This window comes from Variovorax sp. MSC1_012 (genome assembly GCF_023667525.1).
GTDB lineage: Bacteria > Pseudomonadota > Gammaproteobacteria > Burkholderiales > Burkholderiaceae_C > Variovorax > Variovorax beijingensis_B.
In genome coordinates, this window is record NZ_CM174443.1 from 2024014 (window position 1) to 2045107 (window position 21094).

General features: G+C 66.3%; 22 protein-coding genes and 1 tRNA gene. 8 read left to right on the forward strand and 15 right to left on the reverse strand.

The window, feature by feature from the left end; genetic code table 11:
* Nucleotides 1–18 precede the first annotated feature (18 nt).
* The 3 genes from folD to L1081_RS09570 are packed head-to-tail and all read left to right on the forward strand — an operon-like array spanning nucleotide 19 to nucleotide 3608.
* Complete coding sequence (gene folD, locus L1081_RS09560; RefSeq protein WP_489416195.1) at nucleotides 19–870, forward strand: bifunctional methylenetetrahydrofolate dehydrogenase/methenyltetrahydrofolate cyclohydrolase FolD; 852 nt, start codon at nucleotides 19–21, stop codon at nucleotides 868–870.
* Between the two features lie 5 nt (nucleotides 871–875).
* Complete coding sequence (locus L1081_RS09565; protein WP_489416196.1) at nucleotides 876–2933, forward strand: M3 family metallopeptidase; 2058 nt, start codon at nucleotides 876–878, stop codon at nucleotides 2931–2933.
* A 30-nt stretch (nucleotides 2934–2963) separates the two neighbouring features.
* On the forward strand, nucleotides 2964–3608 hold the full coding sequence (locus L1081_RS09570) for a glutaredoxin domain-containing protein (protein ID WP_489416197.1): 645 nt from the start codon (nucleotides 2964–2966) through the stop codon (nucleotides 3606–3608).
* A gap of 39 nt (nucleotides 3609–3647) precedes the next feature.
* Here the strand turns inward: L1081_RS09570 and rpiA are convergent, their stop codons facing one another.
* Nucleotides 3648–4379: a ribose-5-phosphate isomerase RpiA gene (gene rpiA, locus L1081_RS09575; RefSeq protein ID WP_489416198.1), complete on the reverse strand. Its 732-nt coding sequence runs from the start codon at nucleotides 4377–4379 to the stop codon at nucleotides 3648–3650.
* 40 nt (nucleotides 4380–4419) lie between these two features.
* Here rpiA and L1081_RS09580 point away from each other — a divergent pair, with 40 nt between their 5' ends.
* Entirely contained in the window at nucleotides 4420–5499 is a 1080-nt protein-coding gene (locus tag L1081_RS09580) for a quinone-dependent dihydroorotate dehydrogenase (protein ID WP_489416199.1), read from the forward strand.
* A gap of 24 nt (nucleotides 5500–5523) precedes the next feature.
* Here L1081_RS09580 and L1081_RS09585 read toward each other — a convergent pair whose 3' ends face one another.
* The 14 genes from L1081_RS09585 to uvrB form a co-directional block, all read right to left on the reverse strand.
* Nucleotides 5524–6246: a phage holin family protein gene (locus tag L1081_RS09585; protein ID WP_489416200.1), complete on the reverse strand. Its 723-nt coding sequence runs from the start codon at nucleotides 6244–6246 to the stop codon at nucleotides 5524–5526.
* A 48-nt stretch (nucleotides 6247–6294) separates the two neighbouring features.
* Nucleotides 6295–6591, reverse strand: a complete 297-nt coding sequence (locus L1081_RS09590; RefSeq protein ID WP_012747272.1) for a glycine zipper domain-containing protein — start codon at nucleotides 6589–6591, stop codon at nucleotides 6295–6297.
* Between the two features lie 149 nt (nucleotides 6592–6740).
* Nucleotides 6741–7844 carry an FAD-dependent oxidoreductase gene (locus L1081_RS09595; RefSeq protein ID WP_489416201.1) on the reverse strand — a complete coding sequence of 368 codons (1104 nt, stop codon included), beginning with the start codon at nucleotides 7842–7844 and terminating at the stop codon, nucleotides 6741–6743.
* A gap of 35 nt (nucleotides 7845–7879) precedes the next feature.
* Nucleotides 7880–8002 carry a hypothetical protein gene (locus L1081_RS09600; RefSeq protein ID WP_012747270.1) on the reverse strand — a complete coding sequence of 41 codons (123 nt, stop codon included), beginning with the start codon at nucleotides 8000–8002 and terminating at the stop codon, nucleotides 7880–7882.
* Between the two features lie 145 nt (nucleotides 8003–8147).
* Nucleotides 8148–8222: transfer RNA gene (locus tag L1081_RS09605), tRNA-Val, on the reverse strand.
* Nucleotides 8223–8291: 69 nt separating this feature from the next.
* The gene (gene dnaQ, locus L1081_RS09610; protein WP_489416202.1) at nucleotides 8292–8999 is read right to left on the reverse strand and encodes a DNA polymerase III subunit epsilon; all 708 of its coding nucleotides are present in this window, start codon (nucleotides 8997–8999) and stop codon (nucleotides 8292–8294) included.
* 12 nt (nucleotides 9000–9011) lie between these two features.
* Nucleotides 9012–9350, reverse strand: coding sequence for an ISC system 2Fe-2S type ferredoxin (gene fdx / locus L1081_RS09615; protein ID WP_124957638.1), 339 nt, complete (start codon nucleotides 9348–9350; stop codon nucleotides 9012–9014).
* Between the two features lie 7 nt (nucleotides 9351–9357).
* Nucleotides 9358–11214, reverse strand: coding sequence for a Fe-S protein assembly chaperone HscA (gene hscA, locus L1081_RS09620; RefSeq protein ID WP_489416203.1), 1857 nt, complete (start codon nucleotides 11212–11214; stop codon nucleotides 9358–9360).
* 92 nt (nucleotides 11215–11306) lie between these two features.
* Entirely contained in the window at nucleotides 11307–11825 is a 519-nt protein-coding gene (gene hscB, locus L1081_RS09625) for a Fe-S protein assembly co-chaperone HscB (RefSeq protein WP_489416204.1), read from the reverse strand.
* A 153-nt stretch (nucleotides 11826–11978) separates the two neighbouring features.
* Entirely contained in the window at nucleotides 11979–12302 is a 324-nt protein-coding gene (iscA, locus tag L1081_RS09630; RefSeq protein ID WP_012747263.1) for an iron-sulfur cluster assembly protein IscA, read from the reverse strand.
* Between the two features lies 1 nt (nucleotide 12303).
* On the reverse strand, nucleotides 12304–12723 hold the full coding sequence (iscU, locus tag L1081_RS09635; protein ID WP_021006925.1) for a Fe-S cluster assembly scaffold IscU: 420 nt from the start codon (nucleotides 12721–12723) through the stop codon (nucleotides 12304–12306).
* Nucleotides 12724–12752: 29 nt separating this feature from the next.
* On the reverse strand, nucleotides 12753–13973 hold the full coding sequence (locus L1081_RS09640; protein WP_124957635.1) for an IscS subfamily cysteine desulfurase: 1221 nt from the start codon (nucleotides 13971–13973) through the stop codon (nucleotides 12753–12755).
* 76 nt (nucleotides 13974–14049) lie between these two features.
* Entirely contained in the window at nucleotides 14050–14586 is a 537-nt protein-coding gene (gene iscR, locus L1081_RS09645) for a Fe-S cluster assembly transcriptional regulator IscR (RefSeq protein ID WP_007828186.1), read from the reverse strand.
* Nucleotides 14587–14818: 232 nt separating this feature from the next.
* Nucleotides 14819–16936 carry an excinuclease ABC subunit UvrB gene (gene uvrB, locus L1081_RS09650; protein WP_489416205.1) on the reverse strand — a complete coding sequence of 706 codons (2118 nt, stop codon included), beginning with the start codon at nucleotides 16934–16936 and terminating at the stop codon, nucleotides 14819–14821.
* A gap of 106 nt (nucleotides 16937–17042) precedes the next feature.
* Between uvrB and L1081_RS09655 the strand changes: the two genes are divergently transcribed.
* From L1081_RS09655 to L1081_RS09670, 4 genes are all read left to right on the forward strand, one after another.
* A complete protein-coding gene (locus L1081_RS09655; RefSeq protein ID WP_489416206.1) occupies nucleotides 17043–18239 on the forward strand; it encodes an aromatic amino acid transaminase in 1197 nt (398 codons plus the stop codon).
* Nucleotides 18240–18396: 157 nt separating this feature from the next.
* Nucleotides 18397–19812 carry a polyhydroxyalkanoate depolymerase gene (locus tag L1081_RS09660; RefSeq protein ID WP_489416207.1) on the forward strand — a complete coding sequence of 472 codons (1416 nt, stop codon included), beginning with the start codon at nucleotides 18397–18399 and terminating at the stop codon, nucleotides 19810–19812.
* Complete coding sequence (locus tag L1081_RS09665) at nucleotides 19809–20447, forward strand: RnfABCDGE type electron transport complex subunit B (protein WP_489416208.1); 639 nt, start codon at nucleotides 19809–19811, stop codon at nucleotides 20445–20447. Before L1081_RS09660 ends, L1081_RS09665 begins: the two co-directional genes overlap by 4 nt.
* Entirely contained in the window at nucleotides 20444–21082 is a 639-nt protein-coding gene (locus L1081_RS09670) for a LysE family transporter (protein WP_489416209.1), read from the forward strand. Before L1081_RS09665 ends, L1081_RS09670 begins: the two co-directional genes overlap by 4 nt.
* Nucleotides 21083–21094 lie beyond the last annotated feature (12 nt).

Genomic DNA, 21094 nt, shown 5'->3' on the forward strand with positions numbered 1-21094 from the left:
CTTGGAAAATCGAAACCGATGACCGCCCAACTGATCGACGGCAACGCCCTCGCCAAAACCATTCGCGCCGAGGTCGCCGGCCGCACCGCCGCACTGAAGGCCCGTGGCGTGAACCCGGCCCTTTCCATCATCCTCGTGGGCAGCGACCCGGCCAGCCAGGTCTACACGAAGCACAAGGTCAACGACAGCACCGAGACCGGCCTCGCGGCCACGCTCGAAACCTACCCCGCCGACATGAGCGAGGCCGCGCTGCTGGACCGCATCCGTGCCCTCAACGAGGACCCCAAGGTGCACGGCATCCTGGTCCAGCTGCCGCTGCCGAAGCACATGGACAGCCAGAAGGTCATCGAGACGATTTCGCCCGCCAAGGACGTGGACGGCTTCCACGTGGCCAGCGCCGGCGCGCTCATGACCGGCGCGCCGGGCTTCTGGCCCTGCACGCCGTACGGCTGCATGAAGATGCTCGAATCCATCGGCTACGACCTGCGCGGCAAGCACGCGGTGGTCATCGGCCGCAGCAATATCGTCGGCAAGCCGATGGCCATGATGCTGCTGGCCAAGAATGCCACCGTGACCGTCTGCCACAGCGCGACACAAGACCTGGCCGCTTTCACGCGCCAGGCCGACGTGATTGTTGCCGCGGTGGGCAAGCGCAACATCCTGACGGCCGGCATGGTGAAGCCCGGTGCCGTCGTGATCGACGTGGGCATGAACCGCAAGGAGGACGGCAAGCTCGCGGGCGACGTCGACTTCGACGGCGTCAAGGAAGTGGCCGGCTGGATCACTCCCGTGCCCGGCGGCGTGGGCCCCATGACGCGCGCCATGCTGCTCGTCAACACCCTTGAAGCGGCCGAACGCGCCGCCAAGTGATTCACATGGCCATGAAGAACAACCCCCTCCTCGACTTCACCGATCTCCCGCTGTTCGACCGCATCAAGCCCGAACACGTTGCGCCCGCGGTCGACATCCTGCTGGCCGAAGCCGAGGCAGCGCTGCAGGCCGTCACGGCGGCCGATTTTCCCGCCGACTGGAACGCGATCTCCAAGGTGCTCGACGTGGCCTCCGAGCGCTTCAGCCGTGCCTGGGGCGCCGTCGGCCACCTCAACGCCGTGGCCGACACGCCGGAACTGCGCGCCGCCTACAACGAGGCCATGCCGCGCGTGACCGCCTTCTGGACCCGGCTGGGTTCCGACGAGCGCCTCTACGCCAAGTACAAGGCCATCGACGTGGCCATCCTCAACCCCGAGCAGCGCCAGGCGCACAAGAATGCCGTGCGCAACTTCGTGCTGGGCGGCGCGGAACTGCAGGGCGATGCGAAGAAGCGCTTTGCCGACATCCAGGAACGCCAGGCCGAACTGAGCCAGAAATTCAGCGAGAACGCGCTCGACGCCACCGACGCCTTCTCTTACTACGCGGTGCTGGGCGAGCTCGAGGGCGTGCCCGAAGACGTGGTGAGCGCGGCCCGCGCAGCAGCGGAAGCCGAAGGCAAGCAGGGCTACAAGCTCACGCTCAAGATGCCCTGCTACCTGCCCGTGATGCAGTTCGCCAGGAGCAGCGCGCTGCGCGAAACGCTCTACCGCGCCTACGTCACCCGCGCCAGCGAGCTTGGCGATCCGGCCTTCGACAACACGGCCTTGATCAACGAGATCCTCGCGCTGCGCGAAGAAGAAGCCCGGTTGCTCGGCTACCGGAATTTCGGCGAGCTCTCGGTCGTGCCCAAGATGGCCGAGTCGCCCGAGCAGGTGATCAAGTTCCTGCGCGATCTCGCGGCCAAGGCCAAGCCGTACGGCGAACGCGACCTGGCCGACCTGCGCGTCTTCGCCTCGGAGCAGCTGGGCATCACCGATCCCCAGGCCTGGGACTGGAGCTACATCGGCGAAAAGCTGAAGGAAGCGCGCTATGCCTTCAGCGAGCAGGAGGTCAAGCAGTACTTCCCGGCACCCAAGGTGATGGCCGGCCTGTTCAAGATCGTCGAGACGCTGTTCGAGGTGTCCATTCGCCGCGACAGCGCGCCCACCTGGCACCCGAGCGTCGAGGTCTACCGCATCGAGCGGTCCGGCCAGAAGGTCGGCCAGTTCTACCTCGATCCTTCCGCCCGCGCCGCGAAACGCGGCGGCGCCTGGATGGACGACGTACGCGCGCGCTGGCTGCGCCCCGACGACGGCGTGCTGCAAACACCCGTCGCCCAGCTCGTGTGCAACTTCGCGAGCGGCGTCGACGGCAAGCCGCCGCTGCTCACGCACGACGACGTGACCACCCTCTTCCACGAATTCGGCCATGGCCTGCATCACATGCTCACGCAGGTGAACGAGCGCGACGTGTCGGGCATCAGCGGCGTCGAGTGGGACGCGGTCGAGCTGCCGAGCCAGTTCATGGAAAACTTCTGCTGGGAGTGGGATGTGCTCAGGCACATGACGGCCCACGTCGACACCAGCGAGCCGCTGCCGCGCGCGCTGTTCGACAAGATGACCGCCGCCAAGAACTTCCAGAGCGGCCTGCAGACGCTGCGCCAGATCGAGTTCTCGCTGTTCGACATGCTGCTGCACACCGAATACCAGGCCGGCGCCGCGCAGCCGGGCGGCGTGCTCGCGCTGCTGGCCAAGGTGCGCACCGAGGTGGCCGTGATGCCTTCGCCTCCTTTCAGCCGCACGCCAAACACCTTCAGCCACATCTTCTCTGGCGGTTACGCGGCCGGCTACTACAGCTACAAGTGGGCCGAGGTGCTGAGCGCCGACGCCTATGCCGCCTTCGAGGAAACCGTGGGCGCCGACGGCCAGCCGAACATCGAAACCGGCCGCAGGTACCGCCAGGCCATCCTCGAGGCCGGTGGCAGCCGCAGCGCCATGGATTCGTTCAAGGCCTTCCGCGGCCGCGAGCCCCAGCTTGATGCGCTGCTGCGACACCAGGGCATGGCGCAGACCCAGCCCGCTTGATGCGGGCCTGAAGCTTGCGATACTCGGGCGATGCATTCGACCCACAAGAAATCCTCCTTGCATCGCCTGTCCGGCGCCGCCCTGCTGCTGATCGCCGCGGGCGCGATGGCACAGCCGATCTACCGCAACGTCGACAAGAATGGCAAGGTCACCTTCTCGGACCGCGCGCCCACCGCAAGCACCGAGCCGGCCACGGCGCCGCAGGCCGGCATCACGCCTCCCGCCAATGCCGGGCTGCCCTACGAGCTGCGGCAAGTGGCGCAGCGCTATCCCGTGACGCTCTACAGCAGCGAGGAATGCGCGCCCTGCGGCACCGCCCGTTCGCTGCTCGTCACGCGCGGCATTCCCTTCGAGGAGCGCACCGTCAAGAGCAACCAGGATGTCGAGGCGCTGCAGCGCCTGAGCAACCAGGCCTCGCTGCCGCTGCTGACGATCGGCTCGCAGCAGCTCAAGGGCTACTCGGATGCCGAATGGTCGCAATACCTCGACGCAGCGGGCTATCCGAAGAGCAACAGCCTGCCCGCTGGCTACCGCAATCCGCCGGCGCGGCCGCTGGTGGCACTGCAGCCGGCGCCCGCCGCACGCGAGCCCGAGCAACCGGCGCCTGCACCGCAGCCGCCCGCGCCCGCCCCGAGCGGTCCGAGCCCGAGCAACCCGGCCGGCATCAAGTTCTGAGCCGGCCGGCCGTCGGCTAGAGCTGGCGGCCTTTTTTCTTCAGTCGAACTGCATCGTTTGCACGCCGGAGGCCGTGCCCAGTAGGCACACGTCGGCCTTCTGGTGCGCAAACACGCCGACCGTGACTACGCCCGGCCACTGGCTCACCTCGGATTCGAAGGCGAGCGGATCGCTGATCCGCAGCCCCGTCACGTCGACGATGTGCTGGCCGTTGTCGGTCACGAGCGGCAATCCGTCCTTTTCGCGCACCTGTGCGATGCCGCCCATGGCCTCGAACTGCCGCATCACGCGGCGGGCTGCCATCGGAATCACCTCCACCGGCAGCGGAAAGGCGCCGAGCGTGTCGACCAGCTTGGACGCATCGGCAATGCAGACGAAGCGCCGCGACTGCGCCGCCACGATCTTTTCGCGCGTGAGCGCCGCACCGCCGCCCTTCACCATGAAACCGTGGTGGTCGATCTCGTCCGCGCCGTCGATGTAGACGCCGAGTTCGTCGACCTCGTTGCTGTCGAACACCGGAATGCCCAGGGCGCGCAGGCGCTCGGTCGAGGCCACCGAACTGGACACCGCGCCCTTGATCTGCTCCTTGATGGTGGCCAGCGCGTCGATGAACTTGTTCACCGTGGAGCCGGTGCCCACGCCGACGATTTCACCCTTGGCCACGTAGGCCAGCGCTGCGCGGCCGACCTGAGCCTTGAGTTCGTCCTGGGAGATGGCGCCCGCGCCGCTCGCGGCGCCGGAGGCGGAAGAAGGGGAAACGGGTGCAGTCATCGCGGAGAATCCTTGGCTCATTGAAGTCGAGAATTATCCGATGCCCCTGCTCCCCTCTTCGCTCTACGGCCTGGCCCGGCCCTTTCTGTTCGGCTTCGACCCGGAGCATGCCCACGAACTCACGCTCGACGGGCTGGCCCGCACGCAGAACACGCCACTGGCCTGCGCCTACGCCGCGCCGCGCGTCGATGATCCGGTCACGCTTGCGGGGCTGGAGTTTCCCAACCGCGTGGGCCTGGCCGCCGGCCTCGACAAGAACGCCCGCTGCATCGACGCCTTTGCCGCCATGGGCTTCGGCTTTGTCGAGGTCGGCACGGTCACGCCCAAGGCGCAGCCGGGCAATCCCAAGCCGCGCATGTTCCGCCTGCCCCAGCGCGACGCGCTCATCAATCGGCTCGGGTTCAACAACGAAGGGCTCGATGCCTTTCTTGCCAACGTGCAGAAGGCACGCTTCCGCAGGAGCGGCAGCGGCGGCAGCAAAAAGCCGATGCTGCTCGGGCTCAACATCGGAAAGAACGCCGCCACGCCCATCGAAAAGGCGGTGGACGACTATCTGGCCTGCCTGGACGGCGTGTACCCGCATGCCGACTACGTGACCATCAACATCTCGAGCCCCAACACCGCCAATCTGCGGACGCTGCAGAGCGATGAGGCGCTCGATGCGCTGCTGGGCGCCATCGCCGAGCGCCGCCATGCGCTGGCCGAGCGCAGCCATCGGCGCGTGCCGCTGTTCGTAAAGATCGCTCCGGACCTGGACGAGAGCCAGGTTGCCGTCATCGCCGCCACGCTGCAGCGCCACGGCATGGACGGTGTGATCGCCACCAACACCACGCTGGCGCGCGATGCGGTCGCCGGCCTGCCGCATGCCAACGAAGCGGGCGGGCTCTCGGGCGCACCCGTGCGCGAGGCGAGCAACCGCGTGATCTCGCAATTGCGTACGGCGCTGGGGGCGGGTTTTCCGATCGTCGGGGTTGGAGGCATCCTGAGCGCGGCCGATGCCAGGGCCAAGATTGCCGCGGGCGCGGACGTGGTGCAGATCTACACCGGCCTCATCTACCGCGGCCCGGCGCTGGTACGCGAAGCGGCGCAGGCGTTGCTGCAAAGCCGCAGCGCCGCCTGAGCCTTCGCTCTTTCTCTTTTCTTCTCAGCGCATGCGCCAGAGCACTGGCGCAATGAACGCGGCCCAGCGGAGCAGCCGCTTGGGACGGATCACCACCACGGCCACCGCAGCGGCGACGCCGGTCGCCACGGGGTGCTCCCGCGCAATGCGCAATGCCGCAGCTGCCGCCGATTCGTCGGCCGGAGGTGCTTCGGAAGAAGCACCCGTTGCACCGGCGGGCCGCGCCGGGCCTGCGCCCTGCATCGTGGCGATGCGTTCGCGCTGGCGCTCCATGCGGGCGAGCAGTTCTTCGCGCGTGGCAGGCCGCCGGGGTCGCGGCGCTTCTTCATCTTGGTCGGGATCCTTGCCGAGGCCGAAGCTGTCCTGCACCCAGGCCCAGTCGCGTTCGAATTCGTGGCGTGCCGGAATGAAGCTGTTCGAGGCATTGCGAAGGGTCAGGAACAGCCCCAGCGCCGCGCCCAGCCAGAGCAGGACCCACACGCCGGCCACCGACCACGCAGCCGCGATGCGGTGCGGTGTTTCCCAGAAATGCACCACCACCGCCATTGAGAGCAACGCCACCGCCACCGTGGTGAGCCCGAGCACGGCCACCACCAGCACGAGCATCAGCTTGAGGCGCTGCTTCTCGTCCTCCCACGCCATGCGCAGGAGTTGCACGCGGTCTTCGGCCGCCAGCGCGCCTTCGGCCGCAGCGATCCGCAGCCGCCGCAAACGGGCATCGAGCCCGAACAGGGACAGCAATCTCATGCGCCGACTCCGGCTCGGCGAGGAACGGCGCGGCGGCTTGCGTTCAGGTCAGCGGCGGCCAAGCAGCAGGCCCACCAGCACGCCGACGGCCAGCGCAGCGCCGGCAATCTGCCACGGTTCGTCGTGGGCGTAGGCGTTGGCAGAGTTGGCCGCTTCGCGGGCCTTCTTGGCAGCCAGCTTGCTCTTTTCCGCGGCAAGCTCGCGCGCAATGGCGAGCTTGGTGTCGATGCGCTGGCGCAGCGCCTTGATGTGGGGAACCGAATCCAGGTCCTTGCTGGCCAGCACGCCGCGCACGTCGCTTGCGATGTCTTCGGCTGCCGCTTCGATATTGTTGGATGCACTCATTGGAAACTTTCCTCCGTGATGACACCGGCACCGCGCCGGCGGCTTCACGCCAGCAAATGGCGTGGTGTCATGTTACAGGCACAAAAGCCCCTCATGCACAGCAGTTATGCAGACTTCTGCACGCGATGGGCCCTGCGTTGCGTCCGCCGTCAGGCCGCCTCGAGCAGGCGCTCGACGTGCCGCCCGATCGCCAGGCTGCTCGTGAGCCCGGGAGACTCGATGCCGAAGAGATTGACCAGCCCGCGCACGCCGTGCGATTCGGGTCCGTCGATCATGAAGTCGCGCGCCGGCTCGTCCGGGCCCGAGATCTTGGGCCGCATGCCCGCGTAGCCGGGAATCAGCGCCCCGTCGGGCAAGGCGGGCCAGTACTTGCGCACCTCGGCATAGAAGCCATTGCCGCGCGCCGGGTCCACCACCAGGTCGTCGGCCGATTGCACCCATTGCACGTCGGGCCCGAACTTGGCTTGCCCGCCCAGGTCGATCGTCAGGTGCACGCCCAGTCCGCCGGGTTCGGGCACCGGATAGACGAGGCGGCTGAAGGGCGCGCGGCCCGACAGCGTGAAATAGCTGCCCTTGGCAAAATAGGCGGTGGGCACGGCCGCCGGCGGCAGCCCTTCGAAGCGGCGGGCCAGTTCAGGCGCGAGCAGGCCGGCCGCATTGACCACGGTGTTGCAGCGCAGGGCCGTTCCGTCTTCAGCTACCAGAACGATAGCGTCCCGGCCGCATTCCGCTCGGGCGATGGGCGATTTCAGCGCCAGCATGCCGCCCGCGTTCTCCAGGTCGCCGAGCAGGCTCAGCATCAAGGCATGGCTGTCGACGATGCCGGTGCTGGGCGAGTGCAATGCCGCCACGCAATGGAGCTGAGGCTCCATGGCCATGGCCTGCTGGGCAGTCAACAGCACGAGGTCGCTGACCCCATTGGCGGCCGCCTTGGCACGGATGACTTCGAGCTGGGCCACCTGCTCGGGCGAGGTCGCGACGATCAGCTTGCCGCAGCGCTGGTGGGGCACGCCGCGCTCTGCTGCGTAGTCATAAAGCGCCTCCTTGCCCTCGACGCAAAGCCTCGCCTTGAGCGAGCCCTGCGGGTAGTAGATGCCCGCGTGAATCACTTCGCTGTTGCGCGAACTGGTCCCGGTGCCAATGGCACCTTCGGCTTCCAGCACCACCACCTCCCGGCCCGCGAGCGCCAAGGCGCGCGCCACTGCCAGTCCCACCACACCGGCGCCGATGACGGCGCAATCGAGTTCATCCATCGTGCGAGCTTATCGCGGCTCGCATGGGGATTTCATCAGGACGTGGTGGGGGGCGGCTCGGGATCGGTCGGCTCGTCGGGCGGCGTGCTTGGCCCTTCGTCAGGCTCCACGGGCAGATCCGGCGTGATGGGGGGCGGAAGGTCGGGATGGGTGGCCATGGTGCTCTCCTTTGCTTCCGGTTCTATGCCGTTGCTTCAGGATTGCAGCCGGCGCGCGGCGGCAGTTGGCGTCAGCACGAGCCGACAGTGCGTCCGCGCAAACAAAAAAGCGACCTGGACAGCCAGGTCGCTTTTTATTTGGAATTGGTGGGCGGTGGAGGCTTCGAACCTCCGACCCCAGCAGTGTGAATGCTGTGCTCTACCCCTGAGCTAACCGCCCGTGGCACCGCGAGTGCAGTGCCGTGGAATTAATCGCGTTGCGCGAAGCCTTCGATTATGCCACAGGATTTCAGCCGTTTTGGCGGAACAGCGTGCGCCCGTTGCTGGATTTGTCGAGTTGCGACAACACGGCTTCATGCGCTGCAAGCTCCTGCTCGGCGGCCATGATCACCGGCAGGTCGAACTGGCTCAGGTCGATGGCCACCACCGTGGTGCCCTGCGCCGGCTCGTTCGAGGCCACGTCGATCAGCAGGGCGTCCTGGCCGCGCGTGAGATTGATGTACACGTCGGCCAGCAGCTGCGCGTCGAGCTTGGCGCCGTGGAAGGTGCGGTTGGAGCGGTCGACGCCGAAGCGGTCGCACAGCGCGTCGAGCGAATTGCGCTTGCCCGGGTAGACCTGCTTGGCCATGGCCAGCGTGTCGGTCACCTCGCCGACGAAGCTGCGCAGCGGCGGCAGGCCGGCCAGTTCGAGCTCCTTGTTGAGGAAGCCGACGTCGAAGGCCGCGTTGTGGATGATCAGCTCGGCGCCGCGCAGGTACTCGACGATGTCGTTGGCCAGCGTGGCGAACTTCGGCTTGTCGCGCAGGAAATCGGTCGTCAGGCCGTGCACCTTGAGCGCGTCTTCATGGCTCTCGCGCTCGGGGTTGAAGTAGATGTGCAGGTCGTTGCCGGTGAGCTTGCGGGCGAACAGCTCCACGCAGCCGAGCTCGATGATGCGGTCGCCGTTCTCGGCGGACAGGCCGGTGGTTTCAGTGTCGAGGACGATCTGGCGCGACATGCGGTGGCTCTTTCAGTGGTTTTCTTTGGCGTGGTTGATCGAGTACTTGGGAATCTCGATCGTCACATCTTCCTGCGCCAGGATCGCCTGGCAGCTCAGGCGCGATTGTGGCTCCAGGCCCCAGGCGCGGTCGAGCAGGTCTTCCTCGCCCTCTTCGGCCTCGTTCAGCGAATTGAAGCCCTGGCGCACGACCACGTGGCAGGTGGTGCAGGCGCAGCTCATCTCGCAGGCGTGCTCGATGTTGATGTGATTGTCGAGCAGCGCCTCGCAGATCGAGGTGCCGGCCGGCGCCGTGATTTCTGCACCCTGCGGGCAGTACTCGGGATGCGGAAATATCTTGATGGTGGGCATGTGGTTCTCAGAGGGATTCGAGCTTGCGGCCCGACAACGCGCGTGCAATGCCTGCGTTCATGCGCTCGGCGGCAAAGGCTTCGGTGTCGTTGGCCAGCGCCTTGGTAGCACCTTCGATGGCCGCGGCATCATTGCCCTTCGCGGCTTCGCGCAACTTTGCCATCGACGCATCGATGACTGCGCGCTCTTCTTCGCCCAGCAGATCGCCGTCGGCGTCGAGCGCGCTTTGGGTGGCGAGCAGCATGCGCTCGGCATCGACGCGCGCCTCCACCAGCGCGCGCGCCTGCATGTCCTGCTGCGCGGTGGAAAAGCTCTCCTGCAGCATGGTCGCGATCTGATCGTCCGAGAGCCCGTACGAAGGCTTGACCGTCACGCTGGCCTCCACGCCGCTGCCCTGCTCCTTGGCGCTGACGCTCAGCAAGCCATCGGCATCGACGGTGAAGGTCACGCGGATGCGCGCCGCGCCCGCCGCCATGGGCGGGATCCCGCGCAGCGTGAAGCGCGCCAGGCTGCGGCAATCGGCGACCAGGTCGCGTTCGCCCTGCACCACGTGCAATGCGAGTGCCGTCTGGCCGTCCTGATAGGTGGTGAAGTCCTGCGCCATCGCCGTGGGAATGGTCTGGTTACGCGGCACGATGCGCTCGACCAGGCCGCCCATGGTCTCGATGCCCAGCGACAGCGGGATCACGTCGAGCAGCAGCAGATCGCCCGCGCCGTTGTTGCCGGCCAGCTGGTTGGCCTGGATGGCGGCGCCGAGCGCCACGACCTCATCGGGGTTCAGGTTGACGAGCGGCTCGCGGCCGAAGAATTCGGCGACGGCACGGCGGATCTGCGGCATGCGGGTGGAACCGCCGACCAGCACGATGCCCTGCAGGTCGTCGGGCTTTAGCTTCGCGTCGCGCAGCGCCTTGCGAACCGCTGCGATCGTGCGGTCGGTGAGCGGTTTGGTGGCGGCGTCGAATTGCGCGCGCGCCAGGTCGAACCGGGCGGCGCCAGTGGCAAGCTCGGCGTGGAACGCCACGGAATCGGCATCGGTCAGCGCCTCCTTGGCCGCACGGGCGGCCACCAGCATGGCGGCCTTGTCGGCATCGCTGCCCACTTGCAGGCCGGTTTGCGCAAGCACGAAATCGGCGAGCGCGTGGTCGTAGTCGTCGCCGCCCAGGGCCGAGTCGCCGCCGGTGGCAATGACTTCGAACACGCCCTGCGTAAGCCGCAGGATCGAGATGTCGAAGGTGCCGCCGCCCAGGTCGTAGACCGCGTAGACGCCTTCGCTCGCGTTGTCCAGGCCGTAGGCAATGGCCGCGGCCGTGGGCTCGCTGATGAGGCGCAGCACGTTGAGGCCGGCGAGCTGCGCGGCGTCCTTGGTGGCCTGGCGCTGGCCTTCGTCGAAGTAGGCCGGCACGGTGATGACGGCGCCGTAGAGCTCGTCGTCGAAGGTGTCTTCGGCGCGGTAGCGCAAGGTGGCCAGGATCTCGGCGCTGATCTCCACCGGCGACTTGATGCCCGCGGCCGTCTGCACCTTGACCATGCCGCCTTCATCCACCAGTCGGTAGGACATCGACTCGCGGTTGGCGATGTCGGCCAGCCCGCGGCCCATGAGGCGCTTGACCGAGGTGATGGTGTTCGGAGCATCCTGCGCACGCGCGGCCAGCGCATCGAAGCCGATCTGGCGCCGCTCGCGGTCGAGATAGCGCACGGCCGAAGGCAGGATCACGCGGCCCTGGTCGTCGGGCAGGCATTCGGCCACGCCATTGCGCACCGCGGCCACCAGCGAATGCGTGGTGCCCAGGTCGATGCCAACGGCAATGCGGCGCTGATGCGGATCGGGCGCCTGGCCGGGTTCGGAAATTTGAAGAAGAGCCATCAGGCCTCCCGCCGGGCCGCCCCAAGGGAAGCCTGCGCCCCCTCGGGGGGCAGCGAATACACGAAGTGATGAGCGTGGAGGTTCATATCTGGCTATTGTCCCAACTGATCGAATTTGGCTTCGACGTCCTGTCCGAAGCGCTCAATGAACATGAGGGCTCTCACCTGCTGCGCGGCGGCCGGGTAGTCGCCCTTCTCGTCGATCAGCCAGTCGAGCGACGACAGCGCGCGGGCACGGCCGGCCTCGACTTCGGCCTGCAACTGCTCGACCGCGGCAATGTCGCCGGCGTCGTCGAGCGCCTCGCGCCACTCCATCTGCTGCATCAGGAAATCGGCCGGCATGGCCGTGTTGTTCTCGGCGTTCAGCGGTGCACCGTTGAGTTCGCAGATGTAGCTGGCCCGCCGGATCGGGTCCTTGAGCCGCTGGTAGGCCTCGTTGATGCGCACCGACCATTGCATCGCCACGCGCTGCGCCGCGGCGCCCTGCGCGGCAAAGCGGTCCGGATGGGCCTCGCGCTGCAGTTCCTTCCACCGGGCGTCGAGCACGGCGCGGTCCTGCGCGAAGGTCGCGGGGACGTCGAACAGTTGAAAGTCGGTGTCGTTCAGGTTCATCAGACTGCCTGCCGGGCCGCCCCGAAGGCGGCCTGTGCCCCCTCGGGGGGCAGTGAGGACACAAAGTGCCGAACGTGGGGGCTCATATGGATCAAGAAAAAACCGCCAGCACATGACATGGTGGCGGCTGTGGTCGCTGTCAGCGACGGCGCATCAGATGCGGAAACTCTCTCCGCAACCGCAGCGATCGCGCTCGTTCGGATTGATGAACTTGAAGCCTTCGTTCAGGCCTTCGCGCACGAAGTCGAGTTGCGTGCCGTCGATGTAGGCCAGGCTCTTGGGGTCGACCAGCACCTTCACGCCGTGGTCTTCGAACACCACGTCTTCAGGCGCGAACTCGTCCACGTACTCGAGCTTGTAGGCCAGGCCCGAGCAGCCGGTGGTCTTCACGCCCAGCCGCACGCCCACGCCCTTGCCGCGTTTGCCAAGGTAGCGGGTGACGTGACGCGCGGCGGCTTCGGTCAGCGTAACGGCCATGTCAGTGGACTGCCGATGGTTCGGCTTCTGCCGCCTTGGCGCCGTGCTTGGCCTTGTAGTCGCTCACGGCGGCCTTGATGGCGTCTTCGGCCAGGATCGAGCAGTGGATCTTGACGGGCGGCAGCGCCAGTTCCTCGGCGATCTGCGCGTTCTTGAGCGCCGCGGCTTCGTCGAGCGTCTTGCCCTTGACCCACTCGGTCACGAGCGAGGACGACGCAATGGCCGAGCCGCAGCCGTAGGTCTTGAAGCGCGCATCTTCGATCACGCCGGTTTCGGGATTGACCTTGATCTGCAGCTTCATGACGTCGCCGCAGGCCGGCGCGCCGACCATGCCGGTGCCGACCGAGTCGTCGCCCTTTTCGAAGGAGCCGACGTTGCGGGGATTTTCGTAGTGGTCGATGACCTTGGATGAATATGCCATGGTGTACCTCTCAAACTTTGTTCAATGCGTCAGTGGGCCGACCACTGGATCGTGCTGATGTCGACGCCGTCCTGGAACATCTCCCACAGGGGGCTCAGCTCGCGCAGCTTGGCGACGTTGTGCTTGATGGTCGAGATGGCGTAGTCGATTTCTTCCTCGGTCGTGAAGCGGCCGATGGTCATGCGAAGGCTGCTGTGGGCCAGCTCGTCGCTGCGGCCCAGGGCGCGCAGCACGTAGCTGGGTTCCAGGCTGGCCGAGGTGCATGCCGACCCCGACGACACCGCCAGGCCCTTGATGCCCATGATCAGCGACTCGCCCTCAACATAGTTGAAGCTCATGTTCAGGTTGTGCGGCACACGCTGCTCGAGGTCGCCGTTGATGAACACCTGGTCCACATCCTTGAGCCCGTCGAGCAGGCGTTTCTGCAGGCGGGCGGCCTGAGCGATGTCTTCCTTCATTTCGAGCTTGGCGATGCGGAAGGCCTCGCCCATGCCCACGATCTGGTGCGTGGGCAGCGTGCCCGAGCGCATGCCGCGCTCGTGGCCGCCGCCGTGCATCTGTGCCTCGAGCCGCACGCGGGGCTTGCGGCGCACGTACAGCGCACCGATGCCCTTGGGGCCGTAGGTCTTGTGCGAAGCCAGGCTCATCAGGTCGATGGGCAGCTTGGCGATGTCGATCTCGACCTTGCCGGTGGCCTGGGCCGCATCGACGTGGAAGATCACGCCCTTTTCGCGGCAGGCATTGCCGAGCGCGACCACGTCCTGGATGACGCCGATCTCGTTATTGACGTACATCACGCTCGCAAGGATGGTGTCGGGGCGGATCGCCGCCTTGAACTTGTCCAGGTCGAGCAGGCCGTTTTCCTCGACGTCCATGTAGGTGACTTCGAAGCCTTGGCGCTCAAGCTCACGCATGGTGTCGAGCACGGCCTTGTGCTCGGTCTTCACCGTGATGAGGTGCTTGCCCTTGCCCTTGTAGAACTGGGCCGCGCCCTTGAGCGCGAGGTTGTTCGACTCGGTGGCGCCGGAGGTCCAGACGATCTCGCGCGGGTCGGCTCCGATCAGCTCGGCCACATAGCCGCGCGCTTTCTCGACCGCCTCTTCAGCCTCCCAGCCCCAGGCATGGCTGCGCGACGCCGGGTTGCCGAAGTGCTCGCGCAACCAGGGGATCATGGCGTCGACCACACGCGGGTCGACCGGCGTGGTGGCGCCGTAATCGAGATAGATCGGGAAATGAGGAGTGACGTCCATGGCTGGCTCGGGCTGGCGTGGGGTTGTTTCTTTGATCTGGGCTTCTCGCGGCAGCGCCCGGAGGCGCTCCACGGCTTCAGGACTTCGCGAAGGCGTTGCCGAGGGCAAACACCGAATTCGGCGCGTTCACGCGAATCGGCTTGACCACCGGCTGCGCGGAAATCGCGCGCTTGACGACTGGCTTGTTCTCGATCTGCACGCCCTTGGCGATCTGGTCGTCGACCAGCTTCTGCAGCGTGACGGAATCGAGGAACTCGACCATGCGCTGGTTCAGCGAGGCCCAGAGCTCGTGCGTCATGCAGCGGCCGGCTTCGCCGAGGCAGTTTTCCTTGCCGCCGCATTGCGTGGCATCGATGGGCTCATCGACGGAAACAATGATGTCTGCGACGGTGATATCCGCAGCCTTGCGGCCGAGGCTGTAGCCGCCGCCGGGGCCGCGGGTCGACTCGACCAGCTCGTGGCGGCGCAGTTTGCCGAACAGCTGTTCGAGATACGACAACGAAATCTGCTGCCGCTGGCTGATCGCAGCCAGCGTGACCGGACCGGTGTTCTGACGCAGCGCCAGATCGATCATTGCTGTGACCGCAAAACGGCCTTTGGTAGTGAGACGCATCGCAAGCTCCTTCAAGTGCTTACCGTTGAAATGACACCGTGGCCCAAGGCCGCGGTGACTTCGTCTCCGCCCTGCCCGACCCCTGGCGCTGGTGAACCAGCCAGTGGGATCGGTTCTTCATCGCGAAGTTCTTTTTTTGTTGTTGAGTATTTCGCTCAAGTATAGCAGAAGACCTTGAGGTCTGCTCGGGTAAACCCCAGCGGGAATCGCTTGAAGAAACCGGAACCCCGTCCTAGGACGGCAGAACGGCGATATTGTCCCCGCCGGAGGCGCCAAAAGCCTGCTCCCGCAGCAGCGCCAGCTGGTCGCGCACCCGGGCTGCCTTCTCGAATTCGAGGTTGCGGGCGTGTTCCATCATGAGCTTTTCGAGCCGCTTGATCTCGCGGGCGATGTCCTTTTCGCTCATGTCCTCGACCTTGGCGCGTTCCAGGTCGAGCTTGGCCATTTCCTTGCCCGTCTTTTCGCTGTAGACGCCGTCGATCAGGTCGCGCACCTGCTTGACGATGCTGCGCGGGGTGATGCCATTGGCCTCGTTGTGGGCGATCTGCCGGGCGCGGCGGCGCTCGGTTTCATCGATGGCCTTCTTCATCGAGTCGGTCATCCGGTCGGCATAGAGGATGGCCTTGCCGTTCAGGTTGCGCGCCGCGCGGCCGATGGTCTGGATCAGCGAGCGCTCGGCGCGCAGGAAGCCCTCTTTGTCGGCATCCAGAATGGCCACCAGCGACACCTCGGGAATATCCAGGCCCTCGCGCAGCAGATTGATACCCACCAGCACATCGAAGCTCCCCAGCCGCAGGTCGCGCAAGATTTCGACCCGCTCGACCGTGTCGACGTCGCTGTGCAGGTAGCGCACCTTCACGCCGTTGTCGCCCAGGTAGTCGGTCAGCTGCTCGGCCATGCGCTTGGTCAGCGTGGTGATGAGCACACGTTCGTTCTTGTCGACGCGGATGCGGATCTCGCCCAGCACATCGTCCACCTGGTGGGTTGCGGGGCGCACCTCGACCTCGGGGTCGATCAGTCCGGTCGGCCGCACCAGCTGCTCGACCACGTTGCCGGCATGGTCCTTCTCGTACTGCGCAGGCGTGGCGGAGACGAAGATGCACTGGCGCATGCGCGTCTCGAACTCCTCCAGCTTGAGCGGCCGATTGTCCAGCGCGCTCGGCAGCCGGAAGCCGTATTCGACCAGCGTGGTCTTGCGCGCCCGGTCGCCGTTGTACATGCCGCCGAGCTGGCCGACCATCTGGTGGCTTTCGTCGAGGAACATCAGCGCGTCCTTGGGCAGGTAGTCGGTCAAGGTGGCCGGCGGCTCGCCCGGCGCCGCGCCCGAGAGGTGGCGCGTGTAGTTCTCGATGCCCTTGCAGTGGCCGATCTCGGCCAGCATCTCCAGGTCGAAGCGGGTACGCTGCTCCAGGCGCTGCGCCTCCACCAGCTTGCCCTGCCCGACGAATTCCTTGAGCCGCTCGGCCAGCTCGATCTTGATGGTTTCGACCGCGCTCAGCACCTTGTCGCGCGGCGTCACGTAGTGGCTCGACGGGTACACGGTGAAACGCGGAATCTTCTGCCGGATGCGGCCCGTGAGCGGGTCGAACAGCTGCAGCGTCTCGATCTCGTCGTCGAACAGCTCGATGCGGATGGCCAGCTCGCTGTGCTCGGCCGGAAACACGTCGATGGTGTCGCCGCGCACGCGGAAGGTGCCGCGCGAAAAGTCCTGCTCGTTGCGGGTGTACTGCATGCGGATCAGCCGCCCGATCACGTCGCGCTGGCCGATCTTGTCGCCAACCCGCATGATGAAGCGCATCTGCGTGTAGTCCTCGGGCGTGCCGATGCCGTAGATGGCGCTCACCGTGGCCACGATGACCGTGTCGCGCCGCTCCAGCACGCTCTTGGTGGCCGACAGCCGCATCTGCTCGATGTGCTCGTTGATCGACGAGTCCTTCTCGATGAACAGGTCGCGCTGGGGCACGTAGGCCTCGGGCTGGTAATAGTCGTAATAGCTCACGAAGTACTCGACCGCGTTCTTGGGGAAGAACTCGCGGAATTCGCTGTAGAGCTGCGCCGCCAGCGTCTTGTTGGGCGCGAACACGATGGCCGGTCGGCCCAGCCGTGCGATCACGTTGGCCATGGTGAAGGTCTTGCCCGAGCCCGTGACGCCCAGCAGAGTCTGGAACACCTCGCCGTCGAGCACGCCCTCGACCAGGCCCTCGATGGCCTTCGGCTGGTCTCCAGCCGGCGGGTAGGGCTGGAAAAGTTCGAAAGGCGAACCGGGGTATTTGATGAATTCGCCCTGCTTCACCGGACCGATCGGGTCCAGTTTCTTCAGGTCTGCTATGGCTTCGTTGTTCTCTGGCATGGCTGTTCCCGACAGGTGGCGGTGGCGCCGGTAAAATTCAAGGCAACCGGAAAGCTTAAGCCAAGTCCGGTTGCCAGCGAAGCTTTCATCCCAAAGGACTTTCTCCATGTCTATGTTCACCGCGGTCGAAATGGCACCGCGCGACCCGATCCTCGGCCTCAACGAGCAGTTTGCAGCCGACACCAACCCCAACAAGGTCAACCTCGGCGTCGGCGTCTACTACGACGACAACGGCAAGCTGCCGCTTTTGCAGTGCGTGCAGGCCGCCGAACAGAACATGATGAAGGCGCCCACCGCGCGCGGCTACCTGCCGATCGACGGCATCGTGGCGTATGACAACGCGGTCAAGGCCTTGGTCTTCGGCGCCGACAGCGAGCCGGTGCAATCGGGTCGCGTGGCCACCATCCAGGCCATCGGCGGCACCGGCGGCCTGAAGGTCGGCGCCGACTTCCTCAAGAAGCTCAACCCCAAGGCCAAGGTGCTGATCAGCGACCCGAGCTGGGAAAACCACCGCGCCCTGTTCACCAACGCGGGCTTCGAGGTCGAAAGCTACCCCTACTACGACGCCGCCAGGCGCGGCGTCAACTTCGACGGCATGCTGGCCGCCCTGAACGCGGCGCCCGCCGGCACCGTCGTGGTGCTGCACGCCTGCTGCCACAACCCGACCGGCTACGACATCACGCCCGAGCAGTGGGACCAGGTCGTGGCCGCGGTCAAGGCCAAGGGCCTCGTCCCCTTCCTCGACATGGCCTACCAGGGCTTCGGCTACGGCCTGAAGGAAGACGGCGCGGCGGTCGCCAAGTTCGTCGACGCGGGCCTGACCTTCTTCGTCTCGACCTCGTTCTCGAAGAGCTTCAGCCTCTACGGCGAACGCGTGGGTGCCCTCTCGGTGCTGTGCGAGAACAAGGAAGAAGCCGGCCGCGTGCTGTCGCAGCTCAAGATCGCGATCCGCACCAACTACAGCAATCCGCCGATCCATGGCGGCGCCGTGGTGGCCGCGGTGCTCGGCAACCCTGAACTGCGCGCGCTGTGGGAAAAGGAACTCGGCGAAATGCGCGTGCGCATCAAGGCCATGCGCCAGAAGCTGGTCGACGGCCTCAAGGCCGCCGGCGTGAAGGACGACATGAGCTTCATCACCACGCAGATCGGCATGTTCAGCTACTCGGGCCTCCGCAAGGACCAGATGGTGCGCCTGCGCAACGAATTCGGCGTGTACGGCACCGACACCGGCCGCATGTGCGTGGCCGCGCTCAACAGCAAGAACATCGACTACGTCTGCGCGTCGATCGCCAAGGTCATCTAGGCGTCAGCAAGATGTGAGGGAATCTGCGTTTACGATTCCTTCACATTCGTGGCTTAAAAACGGCCCTTTCGGCAGGGCCGATGTAGGGGTTAGGCCCCCTGCAAGTCAGCGAATGCGCTGATATATTGCATTGCAACATTCCACTCCAAGACCAGCGATGCTCTATCAACTCTACGAAGCCCAGCGTTCCCTCATGGAGCCGTTTTCGGACTTCGCCCAAGCGGCGTCCAAGCTTTATGGCCAAGGCGCGGTGTGGGGCCAGCTGCCCATGGCCCAGCGCATGGCGGCAGGCTACGACCTGCTCTACCGCCTGGGCAAGGACTACGAGAAGCCAGAGTTCAACATCAAGTCCGTGAAGGTCGAGGGCGAAGACGTGGTCATCCAGGAGGCCGTCGAGCTCGACAAGCCCTTCTGCGAGCTGCGCCGCTTCAAGCGCTTCACCGACGAACCGCACATCCTCAAGACGCTCAAGAGCCAGCCCGTGGTGCTGATCGTGGCGCCGTTGTCGGGCCACTACGCCACGCTGCTGCGCGACACCGTGCGCACCATGCTGCAGGACCACAAGGTCTACATCACCGACTGGAAGAACGCGCGTCTCGTGCCCATGTCCGAGGGCGAGTTCCACCTCGACGACTACATCAACTACGTGCAGGAGTTCATCCGCCGGCTGCAGGCCGAGTACGGCAACTGCCACGTGGTGAGCGTGTGCCAGCCGACCGTGCCGGTGCTGGCGGCCGTGTCGCTCATGGCGAGCCGCGGCGAGCCGCTGCCGCTGACCATGACGATGATGGGCGGCCCGATCGACGCACGCAAGTCGCCCACCGCGGTAAACAACCTCGCGATGAACAAGAGCTTCGAGTGGTTCGAGAACAACGTGATCTACCGCGTGCCCCAGGGCTTCCCGGGTGAAGGCCGCCGCGTGTACCCGGGCTTCCTGCAGCACACGGGCTTCGTGGCCATGAACCCCGACCGCCACGCGTCGAGCCATTACGACTACTTCAAGGACCTCATCAAGGGCGACGACGCGAGCGCCGAGGCCCACCGCAAGTTCTACGACGAGTACAACGCCGTGCTCGACATGGACGCCGACTACTACCTGGACACCATCCGCACCGTGTTCCAGGAATTCGAACTCGTGAACGGCACCTGGGACGTCAAGAACCCCAAGGGCCAGATCGAGCGCGTGCGCCCGCAGGACATCCATTCGACCGCCCTGCTGACCGTCGAGGGCGAGCTCGACGACATTTCGGGCTCGGGCCAGACCGAGGCCGCCCACAGCCTGTGCACCGGCATTGCCGATTCGCAGCGCGAGCACTACGAAGTCAAGGGCGCGGGCCACTACGGCATCTTCAGCGGCCGCCGCTGGCGCGAACTGGTCTACCCCAAGGTGCAAAAGTTCATCGCGGCCCACGACCAGCCCCAGCGCCGCGCGGGCGCGCGCGAAACCCTGCCGGCCGAAGACCGCATCAAGCCGGGCCGGAGCACGGCGGCCGTTGCAGCCGGCAAGAATGTCGCAGCCAGGAAAGCGGTGGCGGTTGCCGCCGCCAAGAAGCCCGCGGCACGCAGGAAGTGAACGGGCTGGCCGCACGCATCCACGATGCACTGCCGCAGACGCAGTGCACACGTTGCGGCTACCCCGATTGCGCCGGCTATGCGCAAGCCGTGGCCGACGGCCAGGCCGGCATCAACCAGTGCCCGCCCGGCGGCGCCGAAGGCGTGGCCAGGCTGGCGAGGCTCACCGGCCGCGAGCCGCTCCCACTCGATCCGCAGTTCGGCACCGAAGGCCCGCGCGCCATGGCGGTCATCGACGAAGCCTGGTGCATCGGCTGCACGCTCTGCCTCGATACCTGCCCCACCGATGCCATCGTGGGCATCAACAAGCGCATGCACACCGTGATCGAAACGCACTGCACGGGCTGCGAGCTCTGCATTCCAGCCTGCCCTGTCGATTGCATCTCGCTCGAGGTCGAGACGCCGGGCCGCAGCGGCTGGCAGGCCTGGTCGCAGGTGCAGGCCGAAGCCGCGCTGCGGCGCTACAAGCTGCACGGCGAGCACCGCCGAACGGACAAGCGCCAGAGCGAGCAAGAAGCGCCCGCCGTCGCGCAGCCGCAGGCCGCCGACACGCGCAAGCGGTCCATCGTCGAAGCCGCGCTGGCGCGTGCCCGCGCCGCCTCGCAACAACAACGCCCACCCACCGCCAAGCCATGACCCTCGACACGCTGCTCGTCTACGTCGTCGCCTCGCTCGCGCTGGCCGTGATCCCCGGCCCGACGATGCTGCTGGCGCTCTCCAACGGCATCGACGGCGGCATGCGCCGCGCGAGCTGGGGCATTGCCGGTGCGTCGCTCGGGAGCGTCGCGCTGATCGCGGTGGTTGCGCTCGGGCTCGGCTCGCTGCTGGCCGCATCCGAACTGCTCTTCAACGCGATCCGCGTGGCGGGTGTCGCCTACCTGGTCTGGCTCGGCGTCAAGCTGTGGCGCAGCGAAGAGACCGACCTGGGTGCGGCGCTGGCCAAATCCGCCATCGAGGTTCGCCCGCATGGCCGCGTCGCGCTCATGCGCAGCCTGCTCGTGGCGCTGTCGAACCCCAAGACCGTGCTGTTCTTCGCAGCCTTCCTGCCGCAGTTCATCGACATCACCCGGCCGCAGGGCACCCAGTACCTGCTGCTCGGCTCGATCTTCGTGGCGCTCGACACCTGCGTGATGCTGGCCTATGCGGCCGCCGGAACGCAGGCCGTGCGCTGGCTCTCGCGCCGCGGCCTCAAGGCGCTGAATCGCAGCTGCGCGGCCGGCATGTGGCTGCTGGCCGCAACGCTGGCCTTCTGGCGCCGCCCGGGCACCTGAACGGCGCGGGGC

What these genes read in the sequence shown, in the direction of transcription:
- hscA (WP_489416203.1), bottom strand. Translation starts at nt 11,214, where the DNA reads ATGGCTCTTCTTCAAATTTCCGAACCCGGCCAGGCGCCCGATCCGCAT.
- iscU (WP_021006925.1), bottom strand. Translation starts at nt 12,723, where the DNA reads ATGGCATATTCATCCAAGGTCATCGACCACTACGAAAATCCCCGCAAC.
- L1081_RS09670 (WP_489416209.1), top strand. Translation starts at nt 20,444, where the DNA reads ATGACCCTCGACACGCTGCTCGTCTACGTCGTCGCCTCGCTCGCGCTG.
- L1081_RS09570 (WP_489416197.1), top strand. Translation starts at nt 2,964, where the DNA reads ATGCATTCGACCCACAAGAAATCCTCCTTGCATCGCCTGTCCGGCGCC.
- L1081_RS09640 (WP_124957635.1), bottom strand. Translation starts at nt 13,973, where the DNA reads ATGGACGTCACTCCTCATTTCCCGATCTATCTCGATTACGGCGCCACC.
- dnaQ (WP_489416202.1), bottom strand. Translation starts at nt 8,999, where the DNA reads ATGTCGCGCCAGATCGTCCTCGACACTGAAACCACCGGCCTGTCCGCC.
- uvrB (WP_489416205.1), bottom strand. Translation starts at nt 16,936, where the DNA reads ATGCCAGAGAACAACGAAGCCATAGCAGACCTGAAGAAACTGGACCCG.
- L1081_RS09585 (WP_489416200.1), bottom strand. Translation starts at nt 6,246, where the DNA reads ATGAGATTGCTGTCCCTGTTCGGGCTCGATGCCCGTTTGCGGCGGCTG.
- folD (WP_489416195.1), top strand. Translation starts at nt 19, where the DNA reads ATGACCGCCCAACTGATCGACGGCAACGCCCTCGCCAAAACCATTCGC.
- L1081_RS09660 (WP_489416207.1), top strand. Translation starts at nt 18,397, where the DNA reads ATGCTCTATCAACTCTACGAAGCCCAGCGTTCCCTCATGGAGCCGTTT.
- L1081_RS09590 (WP_012747272.1), bottom strand. Translation starts at nt 6,591, where the DNA reads ATGAGTGCATCCAACAATATCGAAGCGGCAGCCGAAGACATCGCAAGC.
- L1081_RS09655 (WP_489416206.1), top strand. Translation starts at nt 17,043, where the DNA reads ATGTCTATGTTCACCGCGGTCGAAATGGCACCGCGCGACCCGATCCTC.
- L1081_RS09595 (WP_489416201.1), bottom strand. Translation starts at nt 7,844, where the DNA reads ATGGATGAACTCGATTGCGCCGTCATCGGCGCCGGTGTGGTGGGACTG.
- L1081_RS09600 (WP_012747270.1), bottom strand. Translation starts at nt 8,002, where the DNA reads ATGGCCACCCATCCCGACCTTCCGCCCCCCATCACGCCGGATCTGCCC.
- L1081_RS09580 (WP_489416199.1), top strand. Translation starts at nt 4,420, where the DNA reads ATGCCCCTGCTCCCCTCTTCGCTCTACGGCCTGGCCCGGCCCTTTCTG.
- hscB (WP_489416204.1), bottom strand. Translation starts at nt 11,825, where the DNA reads ATGAACCTGAACGACACCGACTTTCAACTGTTCGACGTCCCCGCGACC.
- iscA (WP_012747263.1), bottom strand. Translation starts at nt 12,302, where the DNA reads ATGGCCGTTACGCTGACCGAAGCCGCCGCGCGTCACGTCACCCGCTAC.
- fdx (WP_124957638.1), bottom strand. Translation starts at nt 9,350, where the DNA reads ATGCCCACCATCAAGATATTTCCGCATCCCGAGTACTGCCCGCAGGGT.
- L1081_RS09565 (WP_489416196.1), top strand. Translation starts at nt 876, where the DNA reads ATGGCCATGAAGAACAACCCCCTCCTCGACTTCACCGATCTCCCGCTG.
- rpiA (WP_489416198.1), bottom strand. Translation starts at nt 4,379, where the DNA reads ATGACTGCACCCGTTTCCCCTTCTTCCGCCTCCGGCGCCGCGAGCGGC.
- iscR (WP_007828186.1), bottom strand. Translation starts at nt 14,586, where the DNA reads ATGCGTCTCACTACCAAAGGCCGTTTTGCGGTCACAGCAATGATCGAT.